We start from the raw sequence: 18225 nt of genomic DNA, 5'->3' as shown, positions 1-18225 counted from the left end.
CTGCCAACAGGGCTGTACATACCCCTCGCAGGACGCCTACGCCTGCAGCCCTGCCACACCGGCAAGGACGGCAAGGTTGTGGTCGAAAAGTTCGGCCGGAACGCTGAAGGTGTCGGGCCCGTATTGCCTGAAGGCCTCAAAGCTGACGGCACCAAACACCGCACTCCATACCAGAAGTCCCCGGGCCACGAGTTCCTCGGGGACGGTGAGGCCGAACTGATTTCGGATGGCCGCCAGGTCGGCCTGGAGCGCGGCCGGGATCCGGGCCAGCGCCCCACCCTCCACGGCCAGCCGTCCCGCCCGGAAAGCAGACTCCAGGATGCCGACCAGGGCGATTATCACGCGGGTACCGGGGCCGGTGGTCCGCTCGGCGGGCGCGTTGTAGCCGGGAACCGGGCTGCCGAACAGGAGCGCGTAGCTGGCCGGCTCGCGCAGTGCCCACGTCCGTACGGCGCCGCCCCAGGCCATGAAGCGGCCGGCGTGGTCATCACCTGGAACCGCGTCGATGGCGGCATCCACCTCGTCCCCCAGCTCGTTGAAGGCATCAATCAGCAGCAGCGTCAGCAGCTCATCCCGGCTTTCCACATAGCGGTACACCGCCGAGGACACCACCCCCAGATCCCTGGCCACCGCCCTGAGGGAGAGCGCCGCGGCCCCATGCAGGGCCAGGTGGCGCCGTCCCAGCCGGACGATGTCGGCCACGGTTTGCGTCCGGGCCCGCTGCCTGGGCGTCAGGACCCGGGCGGAAGCCGCCGGGGTGGCTGTTGCGTCCGTCTTTTCTGTGTCCGTCACAAGCTCCAGCATGCCATAACCGAGAGCGGTGGCATCAAATAAGAGCAGCGCTCTTGACAAGACCGGGGACCCAACTCATGCTGATATCGAGAGCACCGCTCTCGCAATCAATTTTCCCAGGAGGAACATATGTCCAAGAACTACGTCGTCACCGGGGCGGGGCCGGTGGGCTGGACGGTAGCCGAACAGCTCGCGGCCGATGGACACCGCGTCCGGGTGGTCACCCGGTCCGGCAGCGGGCCCGAACACCCGCTGATCGAGCGGATCAAGGGAGACGCAAAGGATCCGGAAATGCTCCGGAGCGTCATCGCCGGCGTGGATGCCGTCTTCCACTGCATCCACGGCTCGTCCTACAGCGCCGCAGCCTGGGAAGCCGAACTGCCCGCAGCCGAGCAGGCGGTGTTGAACGCGGCGCATGAGGCGGGCACCGTCGTCGTCTTTCCGGAAAGCCTGTACTCCTACAGCGAGCCGGACCGCGTGATGACCGAGGACGGCCCACGCCAGGCAACCGGCGGCAAACGCGGCGTGCGCACCCAATTGCTCCAGGCCAGGCAGGCGTCGGCAGCGTCTACCGTCAGCGTGGTGGCTGGCGACTTCTTTGGCCCGCGGGTCCGGATGGCGCACGGCGGCGAGCGCATCGTGGTCCCTGTACTTGCCGGCCGGAACGTCAGCGTGGTGGGCAGCGCCAGCCGGCCGCACTCCTTTACCTATGTCCCGGACCTCGCCGCCGCGATGATCTCCGCGGCCGCCAGTCCCGCTGCCTGGAATTCGGTATGGCACGCTCCCACCGGACCGGCCCTGACGCAGCGGGAGCTTGTCCAGGCCTTCGCCCAGGCTGCCGGCGTGCGGGCACCCACGGTCCGCGTCCTGCCTGGCTGGGCCCTGCGGGCGGCGGGGTTCTTTTCCACGGACATGCGGGAGCTGGCGGAGACGCGCTACCAGTTCGAGCACCCGTTCGTGATGGATTCGGCGCGTTCGGAAGCCGCCCTTGGCGTCCGGCCCACACCCTTGGATGCGGCTGCCGCCGCCACCGTGGACTGGTGGCGGCGGCAGGGCTGAGCGTCAGCGGGTGGGAACCTCCGTGCGGGGCTCGACGCCGGGCTCCCGGGACTGGGTGCCCGCCCCTGCCTGGGCGCGGGCCAGTTTGCCGGGCCACCAGATCTTCGGGCCGATATCGTAGGCGAGCGCCGGCACCAGCAGAGAGCGCACCAGCACGGTGTCCAGCAGCACGCCGAACGCCACGATGAAGGCCAGCTGCACCAGGAACATGATGGGGATGACGCCGAGGGCGGCAAACGTGGCGGCCAGCACCACGCCGGCGGAGGTGATCACGCCGCCGGTCACGCCCAAGCCCCGCAGGATCCCGGGCCTGGTGCCGTGCTTGAGCGATTCTTCCCGGACCCGGCTCATCAGGAAGATGTTGTAGTCCACGCCCAGGGCCACCAGGAACACGAAGCCGAACAGCGGAACAGTGGCATCCGCTCCGGGGAACCCGAAGATGTTGTTGAAGACGAACGCGGACACCCCGAGCGCGGCGGCGTAGGACAGCACGACGGAGAGCACCAGCAGGACCGGGGCCACGATGGAGCGCAGCAGCAGCATCAGGATGAAGAGGATCACCACCAGGACCACCGGAATGATGACCACGAGGTCGTGCTGGGCGGTGGTGTTGGTGGCCAGGGCCGTGGCGGTGACGCCGCCCACCAGCGCACCGGGATCAACTGCCTTGACCTCGGTGCGGAGGGCCTTGATGGTTTCCTCGGCCTGCAGGGAATCCGCTGCGTCGTTCAGTGTGGCGTTGATGAGGATCTTCCCGTCCCTCACGTCCGGGGTGCTGGGAGCTCCGGGCGCTCCGGTGATGGGCACGCTGCCCGGGGCCAGGAGATAAGCCTCGCCCACGCCGTCGTCCGCTTTGACCCGGTCCAGCACCTCGGCGGCCTTGGCCTGGTCCGCAATCACGACGGCGGGACTGCCGCTGCCGGCGTCGAAGTGGCGCGCCAGCGCGTCCTGGCCGTCAACGGCGTTGGAGGCTGTGAGGATGACGTCCGTTTGCGGCACGCCGTTGGCCTTGAGCTGCAGCAGGCCGCCGGCGGCCACCAGGAGCAGGAGGACGGAGGCCACCCATACGGTCCTCGGCCGGCGTGACACCAAGGACGCGGTGGCGCGCCACAGGCCCTTTTGGCCTTCCAGCCCGGTGACCAGTTCGGGTTCGCGCTGGTCGGCGGGGACCAGTTTGGGGCGGAAGGGCCAGAACGCGGCCCGGCCCAGGAGCGCCATCAGTGCGGGCAGCAGGGTCAGCGCGGCGAACAGGGCGCACAGGATGCCGGCGGCGGCAACCGGGCCGAGGGCCTTGTTGGAGTTGAGGTCCGAGAAGAGCAGGCACAGCAGGGCGATGATCACCGTGGCGCCGGAGGCCAGGATGGGCTCGAAAGAGGCCTTCCAGGCGGTCAGGACTGCGGCGGTCCGGTTGGTGGTGTGGGTGAGCGCTTCCCGGAAGCGGGCCACGAAGAGCAGGGCGTAGTCCGTGGCCGCGCCGATCACCAAGATGGAAAGGATGCCCTGGCTTTGGCCGTTGAGCTGGATCCAGCCGGCTTTGGCCATGCCGAAGACCAGGAGGATGGCCGCGCAGAGGGCAAAGACTGAGGTCAGCAGCACCATGATGGGCAGCAGCAGGGACCGGTAGACGATCAGCAGGATCACGAAGACGGCGGACAGGGCCACGAGCAGCAGGATGCCGTCGATGCCGCCGAACGCGGCGGCCAGGTCGGCGGCCAGCCCTGCCGGTCCGGTTACGAACGTTTGCGTTCCAGCCGGTGCTGCTGCGGACACCGTGTCCCGGAGTTCCTTGACGGCGTCCTTGAGTTCCGTGGAGGACCCGATGGGGACAACGAACTGGACGGCCTTGGCGTCCTTGGACGGGATCGGGCCGATCACGGTGCTGCCCAGTTTGAGGCCTTCGAGGCTGGTCTTGAGCGTGGCCAGCTTTCCCAGCTCTGCGGGGGTGAAGGTGACTGTGTTTTCGATGACGATGATGCCGGGGACCTCGTCCGAGTCCCGGAACTTTGCCTGCCAGTCCTGCGCCTCGGTCGCTTCGGCGCTGGCGGGCAGGAAGGACGCCTGGTCATTGCTGGAGACTTCTTCCAGGCGGCCGAACGTGGGGCCGCCCACCCCGGCCAGTCCCAGCCAGGTCACGACCAGGACGACGGGAATGAGCCAGCGCAGCCAGAACGGGACGCGCTCTTTGGCAACTTTTGTTCGTTTCATGATGCCTTCCATCCAGGGTGCCGCGAGTAGGATTGATTCCATCATAGATTATCTCCATCATGGAGATAAGTGCCAGTCAAGGTTTTTTGAAGGCGCCGACGGCAGGTCCCGACCGTGCGGACAGGGCCGGGGCTCAGGCGGCTGAAGTAATATCCGTCAGTATGGTCGGGCAGAAACGGCCTGGCAGGAACGCGATCGTTAACGGCGGAAGGGAGGTGGGCATGGCTGGACAGAGTGCCCCCGGGTCCCCACCCTTCCCCCAGGCCGGACCCGAATTCGGCCCGCCGAACCCCCTGCTTCGGCTTCTGCAGGAGTTCACCATCGAGGCGAACCGGTACGTGGACGCAGCCGGAGACCGCAAGGACATGCACCGGACGGACATGAATGCCTTGGCGGTGATCATGCGCCACACCGCCAGGGGCGAGGTGGTAACCCCCGGCGTGCTGCGGAGGGAACTGAACCTGAGTTCTCCGGCCACCACGGCACTGATCGACAGGCTGGACAACTCCGGGCACGTGGTGCGCGAACGGCACGCCACGGACCGGCGCCAGGTCCAACTAAAGATGACGCCCAAGGCCTTCAGGGACGGCGGCGCCATCTTCGCCCCGCTGGCGCAGTACATGGACGGTGCCATGGCGGAGTTCTCCCCGGCGGAACTGGAAACGGTGACCCGCTTCATGACCGCGATGATCGAGGCCACCGCCGCGGCCCGGGCGGCATCCGACGAACAACCCAAGAACGGCCACCCCGGATAACCCCCCTCGGTTTTGTGGTTTCGCCTCCCCGCAGGAGCGGCAACCGCAGCCCGGTTGGGAGTAGCGTTTGGTTATGAGTGCGCAGCAGCCAGAGGAAGACGTCTACACGCACGGCCACCACGAATCGGTGGTCCGCGCCCATGCCGCCAGGACCGCCGAAAATTCGGCGGCGTTCGTCCTCCCGCACCTCACGCCGGGAACAGCACTGCTCGACGTCGGCTGCGGGCCGGGCAGCATCACCTGCGACTTTGCCGCGCTGGTCAACCCCGGGCACGTCACCGGCTTGGACCGCTCGCCCGACATCATCGCCCAGGCCCAGGCCCTCGCCGTCGAACGCGGCGTTCCCAACGTTGAATTCGTTGCCGGCAACATTTATGACCTTGACTTCGCCGACGAAACGTTCGACCTCGTCCACGCGCACCAGGTGCTCCAGCACCTGACCGACCCCGTGGAGGCCTTGCGTGAGATGCGCCGCGTGGCCAAGCCCGGCGGCATCGTGGCGGTCCGTGATGCGGACTTCCACGGGATGAGCTGGTACCCGGCCATCCCGGAGCTGGACGAGTGGATGGACCTGTACCAGCGGATTGCCCGCCGCAACGGAGCAGAGCCCGACGCCGGGCGCCGGCTGGTCAGCTGGGCCCAGTCCGCGGGGTTCACCGACGTCGCCCCCAGCAGCAGCAACTGGTTGTACGCCACGGCCCAGCAGCGCCGCTGGCAGGCGCGGGTGTGGGGCGAACGGGTGCTGCATTCAGCCTTCGCCGAGCAGGCACTGGAATACGGATTCGCCAACCCGGCGGACCTGGCCAGGATTTCCGCCGGCTGGCACCGCTGGGGCTCCACCGACGACGGCTGGTTCCTGATCCCCAACGGCGAAGTCATCGCCCGGGCCTAGCTCTGAAGCCTGGGCGTGCTGCCCGCCGTAGGATTGATGAGTGCAATTTTCCCTGTGGCTGGCCCTCGCGGGTGCCGGCGCCCTCATCAGCTTCACCCCGGGCGCCGGGGCCATCAACACCATGAGCAACTCGCTGAACGCGGGGTTCCGCCGGTCCATCTGGGGAATCCTGGGGCAGCAGGCGGCCCTGGTGGTGCACGTGCTGATTGTGGCCCTGGGTGTGGGGGTGCTGGTGGCAAGCTCGCCCGTGGCCTTCAACGTGATCCGTTACGCCGGTGCCGCCTACCTGGTGTACCTGGGCATCCGCCAGTTCCTGAGCAAGCCCACGGCCGCCCAGGCGGAGGCCGCCGCCCTGCGCAATGAGCCGGCGTGGTCCATCTTCCGGCGCGGATTCTGGGTCAACCTGCTGAACCCGAAGGCGATCGTGTTCTTCCTGGCGTTCACTCCGCAGTTTATCCGGCCGGAGCAACCCCTGTTCACGCAATACGCGGTACTCACCGCCACCATCGTGGTCATCGACATCCTGGTGATGTGGTTCTTTTTCGCCGCAGCCGCCAGGTCCTTCCAGCGCTTCACCAGCACCGAGCGGGGCCAAATCGTCCTCAGCAGGGTCTTCGGTGCGCTGTTCGTGGGCGTTGGCATCCTGCTGGCCCTGATCCACTAGCAGCAAGCGGACGGCTTAACAGCCACAGGACCTGTACCCATATGACAGCCAGTAATGCACCTTTACAAACCGGTAAAACATTGTGAACAGCCCGCTAGCCAAGACGGGCAACCAGCGCGCATGCTTAGCTTCATGAACTCAACGTCGAGCCCATTCCGTGTCATCACCGTCTGCACCGGCAACATCTGCCGGTCCCCCATGGCCGAGCTCATGCTCGCGGCAGCGCTGGAACGCGAGGGGCTGGACGGGCTGGTGGAGGTGGACTCCGCCGGCACCACCGGGTACGAGGCCGGCAGGCCCATCGATCCCCGGGCCGCCCGCCGGCTTGCCGCAGCACAGTTGGCCTCCGAAAACCATGTCGCCCGGGAATGGGACCCACGCTGGTTCAGCGAGCGGGATCTGATCCTGGCCCTGGACATCGACCACTACGCCTGGCTCACCGAGGCAGCCCCCGGCCAGGATGCACTCCAAAAGATCCGGATGCTCCGCAGCTTCGATCCCGCCATGGCCGCCCGGGACCCGCTGGACCAGGGCATCGAGGACCCCTGGTACGGCGGCCACGCGGACTTCGACGCCGTCTGGCACCAGATCCACTCCGCCCTCCCCGGGATCGTGGACCACATCAAGGCCGAAGCCCTGCGGAACACTGAACTGCAGCGGCAGGCGCACTGAAAACGGTACGCTCTAGTCCATGAGCCCAGCCCCCGTCATCATCGCCATCGACGGGCGCTCCGGCGCAGGGAAGACTACCCTCGCAGTCGAACTCGCGGCCCTGCTCCGCGCCCACCACAAGGTGTCCGTGTTCCACCTCGAGGACATCTACCCGGGCTGGGACGGGCTCGCTGCCGGCGTCGAACGCTACGTCTCTACCGTGCTCACGCCGCTGAGCCGGGGCGAGGCCGCCACCTGGACCAGCTGGGACTGGGCAAACCATTACGACGGCGACGCCCGGGTAACACTGCCCGCGGAGATCGTCATCGTGGAGGGCGTGGGCGCCGCGTCGGAGGCTGCCCGCCCTTTCCTGAGCGCTGTGATCTGGGCGGAGTCACCGGACGATGTCCGCCGGACCCGCGCCCTTGACCGGGACGGCGACACCTACACACCGTTCTGGGACCAGTGGGCAGCCCAGGAAGAAGAATGGCTGGACCGCGACGACGTCCCCGGCCGGGCAGACGTCCGCGTCAACAACCTCGCCGACGGCTCCGCACGCGGCGACCTGTTGCGGCTCCTCCCGTACCTGCCTGCGCTGGCGCCGGTCCTCGCGCCGGAACTGTCTGCCCGCCGCGGCCTCCGCCTGCACGCCGAGCGCCTGGACCTGGCACCGGACGCACCGGCCCTGTTCCATTCCCTGTATGGCAGCTCCCCCAACGCCGTCTGGCTGGACTCCTCCAACCACCGGGACGCACCAGAAGGCCCAGGGCAGGACAGGACCGCCGCCGAACGCAGCCGGTTCAGCATCATGGCGGACGACGCCGGAACGTTCGGGCAGTTTGTCACGCACCGTGCGGGGGTGAGCCGGATCAGTGCAGGCTCGTCCACGGTGAAGGTTCCAGGCCCCTTCTTCCGCTGGCTCAATACCGTGTGGGGCCGGCGGGCGGTGCGGACTCCCGAAGACTATCCGGGCCAGTTCACCCTGGGCTGGCTGGGCTGCCTGGGTTACGAGCTCAAGCGCGAGACCGGCGGCAGTGACCTTGCCGCGCCAACCCCGGACGCGGCCCTGATCTTCGCCGGCCGCGGCGTGGTGCTGGACCACGCCGAAGGCACCGCCTGGCTCCTGGCCCTTGAAGCACCGGACGCCGGCGAGTGGCTGGCCCGGGCGCGGACAGCCGTGCACGCCGCCGCCTCAGGTCCGGCCGGGGTGGTGGACGCCGCGGCCGCCGGCGGCAGCACCGGCGTCGTACGTCCCGGACCGCCCGCTTTCCGCAGCCGGGATACGGGCGCCCTGTACCGGGCCAAAATCGCCGCCGCGCAGCACGAGATCGCGCAGGGAAACACCTACGAAGTCTGCCTCACCACCACCCTGGAAGCCCGGATCCCGGCGGACACCCTGGATCCCTGGACCACCTACCTGGCGCTGCGCCGCCGCAACCCCGCCCCGTTCGCCAGCTACCTGCGGCTGGGCGGCCTGGCCGTCGCCAGCACCTCGCCCGAACGGTTCCTGAAAATAGCGTCCGACGGCGGCATGCGCGCCGAACCGATCAAAGGCACCCGCCGCCGGGCTGCTGATCCGCAGGAAGACTCGCAACTGCGTGCGGACCTGGCTGCGTCGCTGAAGGACCGTGCCGAGAACATCATGATCGTTGACCTGCTGCGCAACGACCTCAGCCACTTTGCGGTGCCCGGCTCCGTGACGGTCAGCCGGCTCTGCGCGATCGAGAGCTACGCCACCGTCCACCAGATGGTCAGCACCATCGACGCCCGGCTCCTCCCCGGGGCGCCGCGGGCCGAGGCGGTGGCGGCCTGCTTCCCCGCAGGTTCCATGACCGGCGCCCCCAAGATCAGTACCATGGCCATCCTGGACCGGCTGGAGGCCGGACCCCGCGGACTCTACTCGGGGGCCATCGGGTACTTTTCACTGAACTCGGCGACGGATCTCGCCGTCGCCATCCGCACCCTGGTGATTGACGCCCGGGGTGGCGGAGCGGCGCACCTGACGCTCGGCGTCGGCGGTGCCATCACCTCGGACTCCGTGGCGGAGGAGGAGTACGAGGAGATCCGGACCAAGGCCTTCGGTGTGCTCTCCACCCTGGGGACGGAGTTCCCGGACGACTGACCCCCGAGGGCCGGCCGGCTACTGCACGGTTGCGGTCAGGCGGGCCACGTTGTCCACGTAGCGCGCCGCGAGCGGCCGGTTGAGCCAGTCCGTCAGCCTGAGCTCGTGGGAGATGCCCCGGTACGTATCCTCCACCGCCCGCATCTTGTTCACGATGTCCTCCCCCAGGAGCATCACGGACACCTCAAGGTTCAGCGAGAACGAGCGCATGTCCATGTTGCTGGAGCCCAGGACGGCCACCTCGTCGTCGATGGTGAAGTGCTTGGCGTGCAGGACGAACGGAGCCTTATAGAGGTAGATGCGCACGCCCGCCTCGAGGAGGGCCTCGTAGTAGGACCGCTGCGCGTGGTGGACCAGGAACTGGTCACCCTTTTCCGAGACGAACAACTCCACGTCAACGCCCCGCTGCGCCGCGGTGGTGATGGCGTACAGCAGGGAATCGTCCGGGACGAAGTACGGGCTGCAGATGGAGATCCGGTGCTGCGCGGAGTAGATGAGCGTGTTGAAGAGCCGCAGGTTGTTTTCAGTGATGAACCCGGGGCCGCTGGGCACCACCTGGGCCGTGACGTTGCCGGGCTCCGGGTTGGCCGGGAGCTGCAACTGGTGCTCCAGTGATTCGTCGGTCTCGCTCAGCCAGTCGGTGGCAAAGACGACGTTCAGGGTGGTCACGATGGGGCCGCGCAGGCACGCCATCAGTTCCACCCACTCGCGGCCGGCTTTGCGGTGCCGGGGATTGTTGTAGGAGGGCTCGATCAGGTTCTGCGACCCCGTGAACGCGATTTCACCGTCCACCACCATGATCTTGCGGTGGTTGCGAAGGTCCGGGCGGCGCCACTGGCCGTGGATGGGCAGCAGCGGCAGCATCCGTTTCCACTGGATCTTGCCGGCCCGGAGGCGCTTGAGCAGCGTCCGGTAGCCCTTGATGCGGAGGGTACCGATGTGGTCGAACAGGAGCCGCACTTCCACGCCCCGCTCGGCGGCTTCCTCCATGGCGGTGAGGAGATCGTTGGTGACATGGTCCGAGCTCATGATGTAGAACTCTGCATTGACGAACTTCTTGGCTTTCCGCACGGCCTGCGTCATTTCCAGGATGGAATCCGGGTAGCCCGGGATGAGGTCCACTGAGTTGCCGTCCACCATGGGCAGCGATCCCAGCGTGCGGTTGAGTTCAGCGGCGGACTTCACCCACTCCGGGCCGGGGTAGTCGCTTTCCGCGTCCGAGAGCGCGCTGATGCCTGCCCGCACCCTGTCGTTGACCTGCTCCTGCTGTGCGCGCCGGCGGCTGGACAGCTGGAAGTTGCCGAACAGCAGGAACAGGACGATGCCCACGAACGGGATGAAGAAGATCCCCAGCAGCCACGCCATGGCCGTGGTGGGGCGCCTGTTGCCGGGGATGATGCCCAGGGCCAGGACCCTGATCACCAGGTCGGCAAAGCCCAGGAGCACCACAACCCACGTCGGCGCGGTGCCGGCAAGCGAAAAAGGCCACAACACGTCAATAACTCCCGGGGAGATCAGGCTCCGGGGACGGTTCCGGCCGGCGCACTCCGCCCAGCTTAGCGGCGCCGCCGCACTAAGCTGGTGCCATGAGCTCTCCAGCCCCCGTCGTTCTCGTCTTCCTTGACCCTGCTTACCCGGACGGCAGGATGGCGGACGCCGCCAAACCCCAGCTCCTGGTCACGGACCTGGGCGTCACCCGGGGCGACGGCATCTTCGAAACCATGCTCGCCGTCGGCGGGACGGTCCGGAAAATGCAAGCCCACCTGGACCGGCTCGCAGGCTCCGCCCGCGCGCTGGACCTCGAAATTCCGGAGCAGGAGGCATGGCAGCGCGCCATTGCGGCCGCCGTTGCCCGGCACCGCGCCGGGAACCCGCCGTCGGACGCTGACGCAGACGAACTGGTGGTCAAGCTCGTAGTGACCCGCGGCGTCGAGGGCGCCCCCGCCCCCACCGCCTGGGTGCAGGTATCGCCTGCGGGGGCTGTCGGCCGCCGCCAGCGGGAAACCGGCATTGACGTTATCCTCCTTGACCGGGGCTACGACAGCGACGTGGCCGACCGGGCTCCGTGGCTGCTCCTGGGAGCCAAGACGCTGTCCTACGCCGTGAACATGGCGGCCCTCCGGCACGCCCACAAGCAGGGCGCGGATGACGTCATCTTCGTGTCTTCGGACGGCCGCGTCCTGGAAGGCCCCACCTCCACCGTGCTGCTGGCGCACGTGGAAAAGTCCGACGACGGCACGGCGGTCAAGCGCCTCATCACGCCCCGGCTGGACAGCGGCATCCTGCCCGGAACGTCCCAGGGTGCCCTCTTCGCGGCGGCCAAGGCGGCGGGCTGGGAGCTGGGGTACGGCCCGCTGGAACCCCGGGACCTGCTGGATGCGGATGCGGTCTGGCTGATCTCCAGCGTCCGCCTGCTGGCCCCCGTGAACCGGATCGACGGCAAGGAGATCGGCGCGCCGGCCATCCAAAAGGAACTGACCGCCGAGTTGAGCGGGCTTTTCGCCGGGATCCAGTAGCCGCGCAACAGGGCCACCGGCCCTGTTGCCCTTCGGGCTTCAGCCGTAAGGTGTGGACCATGGACTCGCACAAGCTGCCGATCGAAAACCTCACCTTTGACGACTGCTGGGAACTCCTCGCCAATGACACCGTGGGCAGGCTGGCCATCGTGGTGGACGAGCATCCCGAAATCTTCCCCGTGAACTACGTCGTCCACCTGCGCAGCATCGTCTTCCGCACCGCGCCCGGCTCCAAGCTGTGGGGCGCCAAGATGGAACGCCCGGCCGCCTTGGAGATAGATGGCTACGACCCCGCCACCGAACTGGCGTGGAGTGTGGTGGCGCGGGGCGATACCGGGATCATCGAGGACCAGGCGGTCAAGGACCAGGTGGACGGCCTTGGCCTGGAACCGTGGCAGCCGGGCGAAAAGGCCAACTATGTCCGGCTCAACGCCAAGGCCCTGACCGGCCGCAGGTTCCAGGTGAACCGGCCGGATGTCTGGAACACCCGCGTGCAGGACCGCCGCCGGGCCTCGTTCGAGTAGGCCCGCGCTTGCCGCGCCCGCGTTAACTCAGCGGTACTGCCACCTGCCGGGAAAGCTGCGCTTCCAGCCCGGACAGCAGGATGGTGAGCCCCTGGTCGAGTTCGCTGGCGCCGTCGTAATCCGACAACGCCGGCGCCAGCGCCCGCAGCCGGGGAAATTCCTTGGCGGGCAGGCGGTGGAGCCCCAGCCGGAGCAGCACCTCGTTCTCTTCCGGGTCCACCACGAACTCCTGCAGTTCGTTGAGGATGTGGCCGTAGAGGAAGCCGTAGTACACGCGATAAACGTGCAGCGCGTCGGCCGGTTCGAATCCGGCACCCGCCAGCAGGGACAGGATCTGCTCCAGCGGCCGCAGCGTGCCCAGCGGGCGCAAACCCAGCGGGGTGGAAAGGGGCCGGGTGACCAGCAGGGGCACAACATTGGGATGCCGCAGCGCCAGCATCCGCAGGTTGTGGGCGATCTTCCGCAACTGGGCCTTCCAGTCCGGGTCCTCCGGCTGGATGGTGAGCTGGTCCAGGACCAGTTCCGTAACCCCGTCCAGCAAGGCGGCCCGGTTTTCCGCGTAGCGGTAGAGGCTCATCGGGTCCCGCCCCAGCTCCTGGCCCAGGCCGCGCATGGTCAGTGCGTCCAGGCCTTCGGCATCAACCATTTCCAGCGCTTTAGCCAGCACGATGTCCCTGCTGAGCCTGGTTTTGGCCTTGCCGGCGCGGGACGGATTGGGGGAGGTCATGGCTTTATCCTTGCTGGAGGCGGCCTCCCGGCTTCTTCCGAGAGGGTTGCCTCATATGTAGTCTACGAGTAAAGTCTACAGCGTAGACAGGCGTTGACGGCGCTAACGGCCCCAGTTTTTCCGGGGATCGAATCTATGGACCCGATTGCCACCAGTGCACGGCATCGAGTCCGCTGCTGTAGCCGAACGGCGGCGCCACGCACTTAGCGAAGGGACGCCCTCATGGCACATTCCCAGTTTGATCTCTTTCTCCAAGACGCCACCTACTTCGACCAAACATCGGACTCCACGCTGGAACGCGACCGCTTCTACGGCCTGTACATGAGCTGGTGCTTCATCAATCAGCACCTGCCGGGCACGGAAACAACGTTCTGGGCAGCGATGAAGGACCGGCTGCCGGGAAGCCGCAAGGGCCTGCGCATGAAGGGTGCGGCAGCCGCCGACTACATTGTCGCTTCCTACCCCGAACTGGTCTAAGGCACCGGGACTGTGGGGCCTGCCCCACCGAACATCCGGCACGTGAGTTAATGCTGTGGCACCAACAGTGCCACAGCATTTTTCATGCCCGGGCACCGCATACCCGGGTGGCCGCCCGGCCGCTAGGTGGGAATGATCCGGAACAGGAACCTGGTGCGGACCATCACCCACAGCAGGCCCAGCACCACGGAGTACGCCGCGGTATTGAGGAAGATGCTTTCCTGCTGGAGTGCCGGGATATTGGCTACGACGGCGATCAGCACCACGTGCATGATGAACACGTAGAGCGTTGCCCGGCCGAGCGGGATCAGGAACCAGCCCAGGGCCCGCTCCACCGGTTTCCAGTAGGCGCTGAGGAACGCGTAGGCCGCCACCACCAGGAAGACGACGTTGAGCAGGCGTCCGGGGGCCAGGTAGGTCCGGCCAAAGAGGGCGTCATACATTGCCCGGTAGGTGGCGTCCGGCATCAGCGCCAGCCGGACGTCGTAGTTGTTGGCCAAGTAGGGGTTGCCCCAGGACAAGAAGGCCAGGGCGAATGCGGCGACAGTGCAGGCCGCCACCACCCAGGCATGCGCCGACAACCACGCGATGATGCTGCGCCGGTGGTATCCCGCCACCAGCCCGAGCACGAACAGGACCTGCCACACCAGCAGCGGGAACGAGTCCTCGAACTGGGACGGCAGGATCCGGAACCTGGTTCCGGCGCCCACGGCGTACACCGCCAGCGATGCCGCCAGGACCCACACGGCCTTCCCACGGTTCAGGAGCGCAAGGATCAGCGGGCTGACCAGGAGAAGCACCACGTACAAGCCCATGATGTTGAACTGCCAGGGCCCGAACTGCAGCAGCATGATGGCCGGCAGAACCTGGGGCGGCACCGGGAACTGGAAGAGCGACGACATCCCGGCGTAGAGGTCGTAAGTCCGGCCTGCGCCGTTGTGCCCGGCCCCGCCGGTCCCCTGGTCCACGAAAGTGGTCAGCGCTTCGGTGTGGAAGAACGGAAGCAGTGAGATGAGGAAGACGCCGATCAGCACGGCCAGCGCGGTCACATACAGTTTCCCCGCACGGCGGGAGGTGAGGTCCACAACCTTCCCGAAGTCTTCCCTGGCCTTTGGCCCGTAGACCATGCCCACCACCAGGCCGGAGAACAGCACGAACAGTTCGGCGCCCGATACAAAGCCCACGGCTTCCTGGGTGAGCAGCTGGAACAGTGATGCCAGGCCCAGGTGGTTGACCACCACGAAGACAATGGCCATCCCGCGCAGCAAATCGACGCGCGAGTCCCTGTTTCCCGGGTCTTGGTAGCTCCACCCGGTGGCGGCGTTGACACGGCGGGGAACCTGCCACAGCGCCGCCAGGAGGATGACCATGGCCAGCGCCACCGTCCAGACGGCCGCCCCGGAGAGGGTGTTGGCCCGGACATACGTGCCGTCCGCGGCCACGTCGGTGACCGGGCCGGTGACCACGGGAGTGGATTTAAGCCTGTCCAGCGCAGCTTTGGCGATGGAGGGGTTCCCAGTCAGCAGCCAGTCGATGCTTGCCACGCCGGTATCCCTGGTGCTGGTGCGCTCGTCCCACACCACCGCGGCCGTCCTGGCGAACGCGGGCGAGGTGGCAGTACCCACCACCTGGTCCCACCAACCCAGCTTGATGTCCGCCTCCGGCGCGCCGCCCGCGGCAGGGGCGAAGAACGCCGCGGTCTGGAGCAGGAACGGCTTCTTGCGCCCTTCCGCGTAGGTGCCATAGAAGTTCGCGCTGCCGGAGCCGGTCAGCATGTCCTGGAGCTCACCGGCGCGCGGCACGGTGTTGACGGCAGCCCCGCCGGCGGTGTCGTCATGGTAGGCAGTCAGGCCCACCCAGTCCACGGCGTCGTCGCCCGGATAGTACGGAGCGTAGGCCGCATCGGAGCCGTTCCAGGCGCCGTCGCCGTTGGTGTCCAGGAGTGCGAAGCCGTCACTTCCCGGCTGCGGCGCGTTCCGGCTCTGGTCAAAGGGGTAGTCCTTGCCCAGGTACGGCGCCCAGACCATGGCGGCCCGGCCGCCGTCGTCCTTCCTGATGGCAGCCGCGACGGCCTTGAAGGCCTCCCGGTAGGCGGCCGGCTGCTGGCCCCAGGCCACCCAGCTCGAGTTCATGTCCGGGGCGAACCGGATCAACAGCTGGCCTTTGAACCCGGAGGCCAGGTCGCGAACCTTTCCGGCAAAGGCTTCTGCTTCGGTGGCGCCGATCTGGTCCAGCGCCACCGACGGCTTCACGGTGAGCATGGCGTGGGCGCCCTTGGCACCGGCCTGCTGGAGGAAACCCTCTATGTTGTTCCGGTCCGAGTCGCGGAACGGAAAGGCGATGTCGTGGCCGAAGACGGCCGGGCTCGCCCCCAGCCGGCCTGAGAATCCCGCGGCAGTATCCTCGCCCCACTCAAGGACGGCACCCAGCCAGGGCTTGCCCTGGTCCGGTGTCGCGGCGGCCGCATGCGCCGCACCTGCAGCTCCCACGAGGGCCAGGAGCGCGAAGACGGCGGCCAGGAAGGCTCCGACGGAACGCTGACGGGCACGACGGCCGGCCCGGTGGTGCGATGTTGCTGCTCGCATGCTGGCAAGACCCCCCGGTACTCCCACTGTGACGGCAGGGCGGCGCCCCGGTAGAAACCTTATCGGTCCGGCGGGGTTGCCGTGTTCCCATGACGCGCAGCGGCTGCAAGCTCTCAATTACGGAACATGACGACGACGGCCGTGCGGCTTGGCGCGGCAGGTGTTACGTTTTTGGGGAGTAATGAGTACCGGTGTTAAGCCCTGACTGGCCGGTCGGCAACCCTCCTCTCGCGGCGGGGTGCCTCAGGTGAATACTCGGCATATCGACCGATTCGAGCTGCAAGCGTGAAAGAAGGAGATCCGTCGTGTCTGACGCACCCGCCCCTGACGAAAAATTGTCCTACCGCCTGATTACGGGCCCGGACGACCGCTCCTTCTGTGAGCGGATCTCGGCTGCACTCGCGGACGGCTACGTCCTGCACGGCAGCCCGGCGGCCACCTTCAACGGCAGCAGCGTCATCGTGGCCCAGGCAGTTGTCCTCCCGGCCGCGATCGCGTCGGCAGACGCCGCAGTGGCCACGGCGGTTGATGACCTGGAAGGCGAGTTCGACGGCGAGGGCCACGCATGAGCTACGCAGGAGACCTGACGCCGCAGGAAGCATGGGCCAAGCTGGAGCAGGGCGCCATCCTGGTGGATGTCCGCACCGAGGGCGAATGGGCCCACATCGGCATTCCGGACACCAAGGCAACGGACAACGATCCCCTGTTCATCCAGTGGACCTTCCCCGGCGGCATCCCCAACCCGGATTTCGTGAAGGATCTGACGGAGCAGGCGCCCGAAGACCCCGGCGCGGAACTGGTGTTCCTCTGCCGCTCAGGACAGCGCTCCATCGCCGCAGCCATCGCCGCCACCCAGGCCGGCTTCACCTCCTACAACGTCCTGGAAGGCTTCGAAGGCGAGCCTGACCGCTACGGCGAACGGACCGTCAACGGCTGGAAGAACCGCGGCCTGCCCACCAACCTCGGAAAGAACTAAGTGACTTTCAATCAAGATGCCCCCGGCTGGAACCCCGATACCCAGGCGGTCCGCGGCGGGCTGGACCGCACCAACTTCCAGGAAACCTCCGAGGCCATTTTCCTGAACTCAGGGTTCGTGTACGAATCCGCAGCGGCGGCCGAACGCGCCTTCACCGGCGAGGACGAACGCTTTGTGTACTCGCGGTACGGCAACCCGTCCGTGGCCACGTTCCAGGAACGGCTCCGGCTGCTGGAAGGCACCGAGGCGTGCTTCGCGACGGCGTCGGGCATGTCCGCGGTGTTCACCGCCCTGGGCGCGTTGCTCGCCGCCGGCGACCGCGTGGTGGCCGCCCGCTCGCTGTTCGGTTCGTGCTTTGTGATCCTGAACGAGATCCTTCCCCGGTGGGGCGTGGAAACGGTCTTCGTCGACGGCCCGGACCTGGACCAGTGGCGCGAGGCCCTGTCCAAGCCCACCACCGCCGTCTTCTTTGAATCCCCGTCCAACCCGATGCAGGAAATCGTGGACATCGCCGCGGTGAGTGAACTCGCCCATGCCGCCGGCGCCAAGGTGGTTGCGGACAACGTCTTCGCCACTCCCCTGCTGCAGCGCTGCGGGGACCTCGGCGCTGACGTGATCGTGTACTCCGGCACCAAGCACATCGACGGGCAGGGCCGGGTCCTGGGCGGTGCCATCCTGGGCACCAAGGAATTCATCGACGGCCCGGTGAAGCAGCTGATGCGCCACACCGGTCCGGCGCTTTCGGCGTTCAACGCCTGGGTCCTGACCAAGGGCCTGGAAACCATGAGCCTGCGCGTCCGGCACTCCTCGGCCACCGCGCTGCGGCTCGCCGAATGGCTCGAAGAGCAGCCTGCCGTGAGTTGGGTGAAGTACCCGCTGCTGAAGTCGCACCCGCAGTATGAGCTGGCGGCGAAGCAGATGAGTGCCGGCGGCACCGTCCTCACCCTTGAGCTGGCTTCTTCCGGCGCGCGCTCCGGCAAGGAGGCCGCCTTCGCGCTGCTGGACGGCCTGCGGATCATCGACATCTCCAACAACCTCGGCGATTCCAAGTCCCTGATCACCCACCCCGCCACCACCACGCACCGCGCCATGGGGCCGGAGGGGCGGGCCGCCATTGGCCTCAGCGATGGCGTGGTCCGGCTGTCGGTGGGGCTCGAGGACGCGGATGACCTCATTCGCGACCTGGAACAGGCGCTCAAGCAGATCTAGCCGCGACGCAGGTTCTCAGCTGCGACACACCTGCGCGTTTGCGCTGCGCATGTTCCCTCGCGCGCACCATA

Annotated in this window: 17 protein-coding genes and 1 riboswitch; of the genes, 12 read left to right on the top strand and 5 right to left on the bottom strand. The window is 67.4% G+C overall.

From position 1 onward, the window contains the following. Nucleotides 1-36 precede the first annotated feature (36 nt). Nucleotides 37-792, bottom strand: coding sequence for a TetR/AcrR family transcriptional regulator (locus AB4Y79_RS13745; protein ID WP_441862750.1), 756 nt, complete (start codon nucleotides 790-792; stop codon nucleotides 37-39). Nucleotides 793-921: 129 nt separating this feature from the next. Here AB4Y79_RS13745 and AB4Y79_RS13740 point away from each other — a divergent pair, with 129 nt between their 5' ends. Further along, on the top strand, nucleotides 922-1851 hold the full coding sequence (locus AB4Y79_RS13740; protein ID WP_441862747.1) for an NAD-dependent epimerase/dehydratase family protein: 930 nt from the start codon (nucleotides 922-924) through the stop codon (nucleotides 1849-1851). Nucleotides 1852-1854: 3 nt separating this feature from the next. On the opposite strand, the gene AB4Y79_RS13735 is transcribed toward AB4Y79_RS13740, so the two are convergent. Beyond that, entirely contained in the window at nucleotides 1855-4056 is a 2202-nt protein-coding gene (locus AB4Y79_RS13735) for an MMPL family transporter (protein WP_441862744.1), read from the bottom strand. A 221-nt stretch (nucleotides 4057-4277) separates the two neighbouring features. Here AB4Y79_RS13735 and AB4Y79_RS13730 point away from each other — a divergent pair, with 221 nt between their 5' ends. The 5 genes from AB4Y79_RS13730 (at nucleotide 4278) to pabB (ending at nucleotide 9140) form a co-directional block, all read left to right on the top strand. Further along, nucleotides 4278-4811, top strand: a complete 534-nt coding sequence (locus AB4Y79_RS13730) for a MarR family winged helix-turn-helix transcriptional regulator (RefSeq protein ID WP_441862741.1) — start codon at nucleotides 4278-4280, stop codon at nucleotides 4809-4811. Nucleotides 4812-4884: 73 nt separating this feature from the next. Beyond that, nucleotides 4885-5703 (top strand): methyltransferase domain-containing protein, encoded by an 819-nt coding sequence (locus AB4Y79_RS13725; RefSeq protein WP_441862738.1) that lies wholly within the window; start codon nucleotides 4885-4887, stop codon nucleotides 5701-5703. Nucleotides 5704-5743: 40 nt separating this feature from the next. Then, nucleotides 5744-6367: a LysE family transporter gene (locus AB4Y79_RS13720; protein WP_441862735.1), complete on the top strand. Its 624-nt coding sequence runs from the start codon at nucleotides 5744-5746 to the stop codon at nucleotides 6365-6367. Between the two features lie 132 nt (nucleotides 6368-6499). Continuing rightward, nucleotides 6500-7039 (top strand): low molecular weight protein-tyrosine-phosphatase, encoded by a 540-nt coding sequence (locus tag AB4Y79_RS13715; protein WP_441862732.1) that lies wholly within the window; start codon nucleotides 6500-6502, stop codon nucleotides 7037-7039. 19 nt (nucleotides 7040-7058) lie between these two features. Next, the gene (gene pabB / locus AB4Y79_RS13710; protein ID WP_441862729.1) at nucleotides 7059-9140 is read left to right on the top strand and encodes an aminodeoxychorismate synthase component I; all 2082 of its coding nucleotides are present in this window, start codon (nucleotides 7059-7061) and stop codon (nucleotides 9138-9140) included. An 18-nt stretch (nucleotides 9141-9158) separates the two neighbouring features. Here the strand turns inward: pabB and cls are convergent, their stop codons facing one another. Next, nucleotides 9159-10634 carry a cardiolipin synthase gene (cls, locus tag AB4Y79_RS13705; RefSeq protein ID WP_441862726.1) on the bottom strand — a complete coding sequence of 492 codons (1476 nt, stop codon included), beginning with the start codon at nucleotides 10632-10634 and terminating at the stop codon, nucleotides 9159-9161. Nucleotides 10635-10726: 92 nt separating this feature from the next. On the opposite strand from cls, the gene AB4Y79_RS13700 reads away from it, so the two are divergent. Then, nucleotides 10727-11656 (top strand): aminodeoxychorismate lyase, encoded by a 930-nt coding sequence (locus tag AB4Y79_RS13700; RefSeq protein ID WP_441862723.1) that lies wholly within the window; start codon nucleotides 10727-10729, stop codon nucleotides 11654-11656. Nucleotides 11657-11715: 59 nt separating this feature from the next. Continuing rightward, nucleotides 11716-12180, top strand: coding sequence for a pyridoxamine 5'-phosphate oxidase family protein (locus AB4Y79_RS13695; protein WP_441862720.1), 465 nt, complete (start codon nucleotides 11716-11718; stop codon nucleotides 12178-12180). A gap of 22 nt (nucleotides 12181-12202) precedes the next feature. Here AB4Y79_RS13695 and AB4Y79_RS13690 read toward each other — a convergent pair whose 3' ends face one another. After that, nucleotides 12203-12907 (bottom strand): TetR/AcrR family transcriptional regulator C-terminal domain-containing protein, encoded by a 705-nt coding sequence (locus tag AB4Y79_RS13690; RefSeq protein ID WP_441862717.1) that lies wholly within the window; start codon nucleotides 12905-12907, stop codon nucleotides 12203-12205. A 222-nt stretch (nucleotides 12908-13129) separates the two neighbouring features. Here AB4Y79_RS13690 and AB4Y79_RS13685 point away from each other — a divergent pair, with 222 nt between their 5' ends. Further along, nucleotides 13130-13384 (top strand): hypothetical protein, encoded by a 255-nt coding sequence (locus AB4Y79_RS13685; RefSeq protein ID WP_308929501.1) that lies wholly within the window; start codon nucleotides 13130-13132, stop codon nucleotides 13382-13384. 122 nt (nucleotides 13385-13506) lie between these two features. On the opposite strand, the gene opgC is transcribed toward AB4Y79_RS13685, so the two are convergent. Beyond that, nucleotides 13507-15969, bottom strand: coding sequence for an OpgC domain-containing protein (gene opgC / locus AB4Y79_RS13680; protein WP_441862714.1), 2463 nt, complete (start codon nucleotides 15967-15969; stop codon nucleotides 13507-13509). 177 nt (nucleotides 15970-16146) lie between these two features. Then, a riboswitch (SAM riboswitch) is annotated at nucleotides 16147-16261 on the top strand. A 13-nt stretch (nucleotides 16262-16274) separates the two neighbouring features. Here opgC and AB4Y79_RS13675 point away from each other — a divergent pair. From AB4Y79_RS13675 to AB4Y79_RS13665, 3 genes are read left to right on the top strand one after another with little or no spacing between them, the layout of a single operon-like run. Further along, complete coding sequence (locus tag AB4Y79_RS13675; RefSeq protein WP_018760735.1) at nucleotides 16275-16538, top strand: DUF1737 domain-containing protein; 264 nt, start codon at nucleotides 16275-16277, stop codon at nucleotides 16536-16538. Beyond that, nucleotides 16535-16945: a rhodanese-like domain-containing protein gene (locus tag AB4Y79_RS13670; RefSeq protein ID WP_285243836.1), complete on the top strand. Its 411-nt coding sequence runs from the start codon at nucleotides 16535-16537 to the stop codon at nucleotides 16943-16945. Before AB4Y79_RS13675 ends, AB4Y79_RS13670 begins: the two co-directional genes overlap by 4 nt. Beyond that, nucleotides 16946-18154, top strand: coding sequence for an O-succinylhomoserine sulfhydrylase (locus tag AB4Y79_RS13665; RefSeq protein WP_441862709.1), 1209 nt, complete (start codon nucleotides 16946-16948; stop codon nucleotides 18152-18154). It begins immediately after the preceding gene. The last annotated feature ends 71 nt before the right edge of the window (nucleotides 18155-18225 follow it).

The sequence above is a fragment of the Pseudarthrobacter sp. YAF2 genome, from assembly GCF_052113345.1.
GTDB lineage: Bacteria > Actinomycetota > Actinomycetes > Actinomycetales > Micrococcaceae > Arthrobacter.
The sequence above is the reverse complement of the archived record's forward strand: the minus strand, read 5'-3'. Positions and strand labels throughout refer to the sequence as shown.

Excerpts from the sequence above, each read along its gene's own strand:
- AB4Y79_RS13735 (WP_441862744.1), bottom strand. The coding sequence starts at position 4,056 with ATGAAACGAACAAAAGTTGCCAAAGAGCGCGTCCCGTTCTGGCTGCGC.
- AB4Y79_RS13670 (WP_285243836.1), top strand. The coding sequence starts at position 16,535 with ATGAGCTACGCAGGAGACCTGACGCCGCAGGAAGCATGGGCCAAGCTG.
- opgC (WP_441862714.1), bottom strand. The coding sequence starts at position 15,969 with ATGCGAGCAGCAACATCGCACCACCGGGCCGGCCGTCGTGCCCGTCAG.
- AB4Y79_RS13695 (WP_441862720.1), top strand. The coding sequence starts at position 11,716 with ATGGACTCGCACAAGCTGCCGATCGAAAACCTCACCTTTGACGACTGC.
- AB4Y79_RS13730 (WP_441862741.1), top strand. The coding sequence starts at position 4,278 with ATGGCTGGACAGAGTGCCCCCGGGTCCCCACCCTTCCCCCAGGCCGGA.
- AB4Y79_RS13685 (WP_308929501.1), top strand. The coding sequence starts at position 13,130 with ATGGCACATTCCCAGTTTGATCTCTTTCTCCAAGACGCCACCTACTTC.
- AB4Y79_RS13700 (WP_441862723.1), top strand. The coding sequence starts at position 10,727 with ATGAGCTCTCCAGCCCCCGTCGTTCTCGTCTTCCTTGACCCTGCTTAC.
- AB4Y79_RS13715 (WP_441862732.1), top strand. The coding sequence starts at position 6,500 with ATGAACTCAACGTCGAGCCCATTCCGTGTCATCACCGTCTGCACCGGC.
- AB4Y79_RS13690 (WP_441862717.1), bottom strand. The coding sequence starts at position 12,907 with ATGACCTCCCCCAATCCGTCCCGCGCCGGCAAGGCCAAAACCAGGCTC.
- pabB (WP_441862729.1), top strand. The coding sequence starts at position 7,059 with ATGAGCCCAGCCCCCGTCATCATCGCCATCGACGGGCGCTCCGGCGCA.
- AB4Y79_RS13740 (WP_441862747.1), top strand. The coding sequence starts at position 922 with ATGTCCAAGAACTACGTCGTCACCGGGGCGGGGCCGGTGGGCTGGACG.
- AB4Y79_RS13725 (WP_441862738.1), top strand. The coding sequence starts at position 4,885 with ATGAGTGCGCAGCAGCCAGAGGAAGACGTCTACACGCACGGCCACCAC.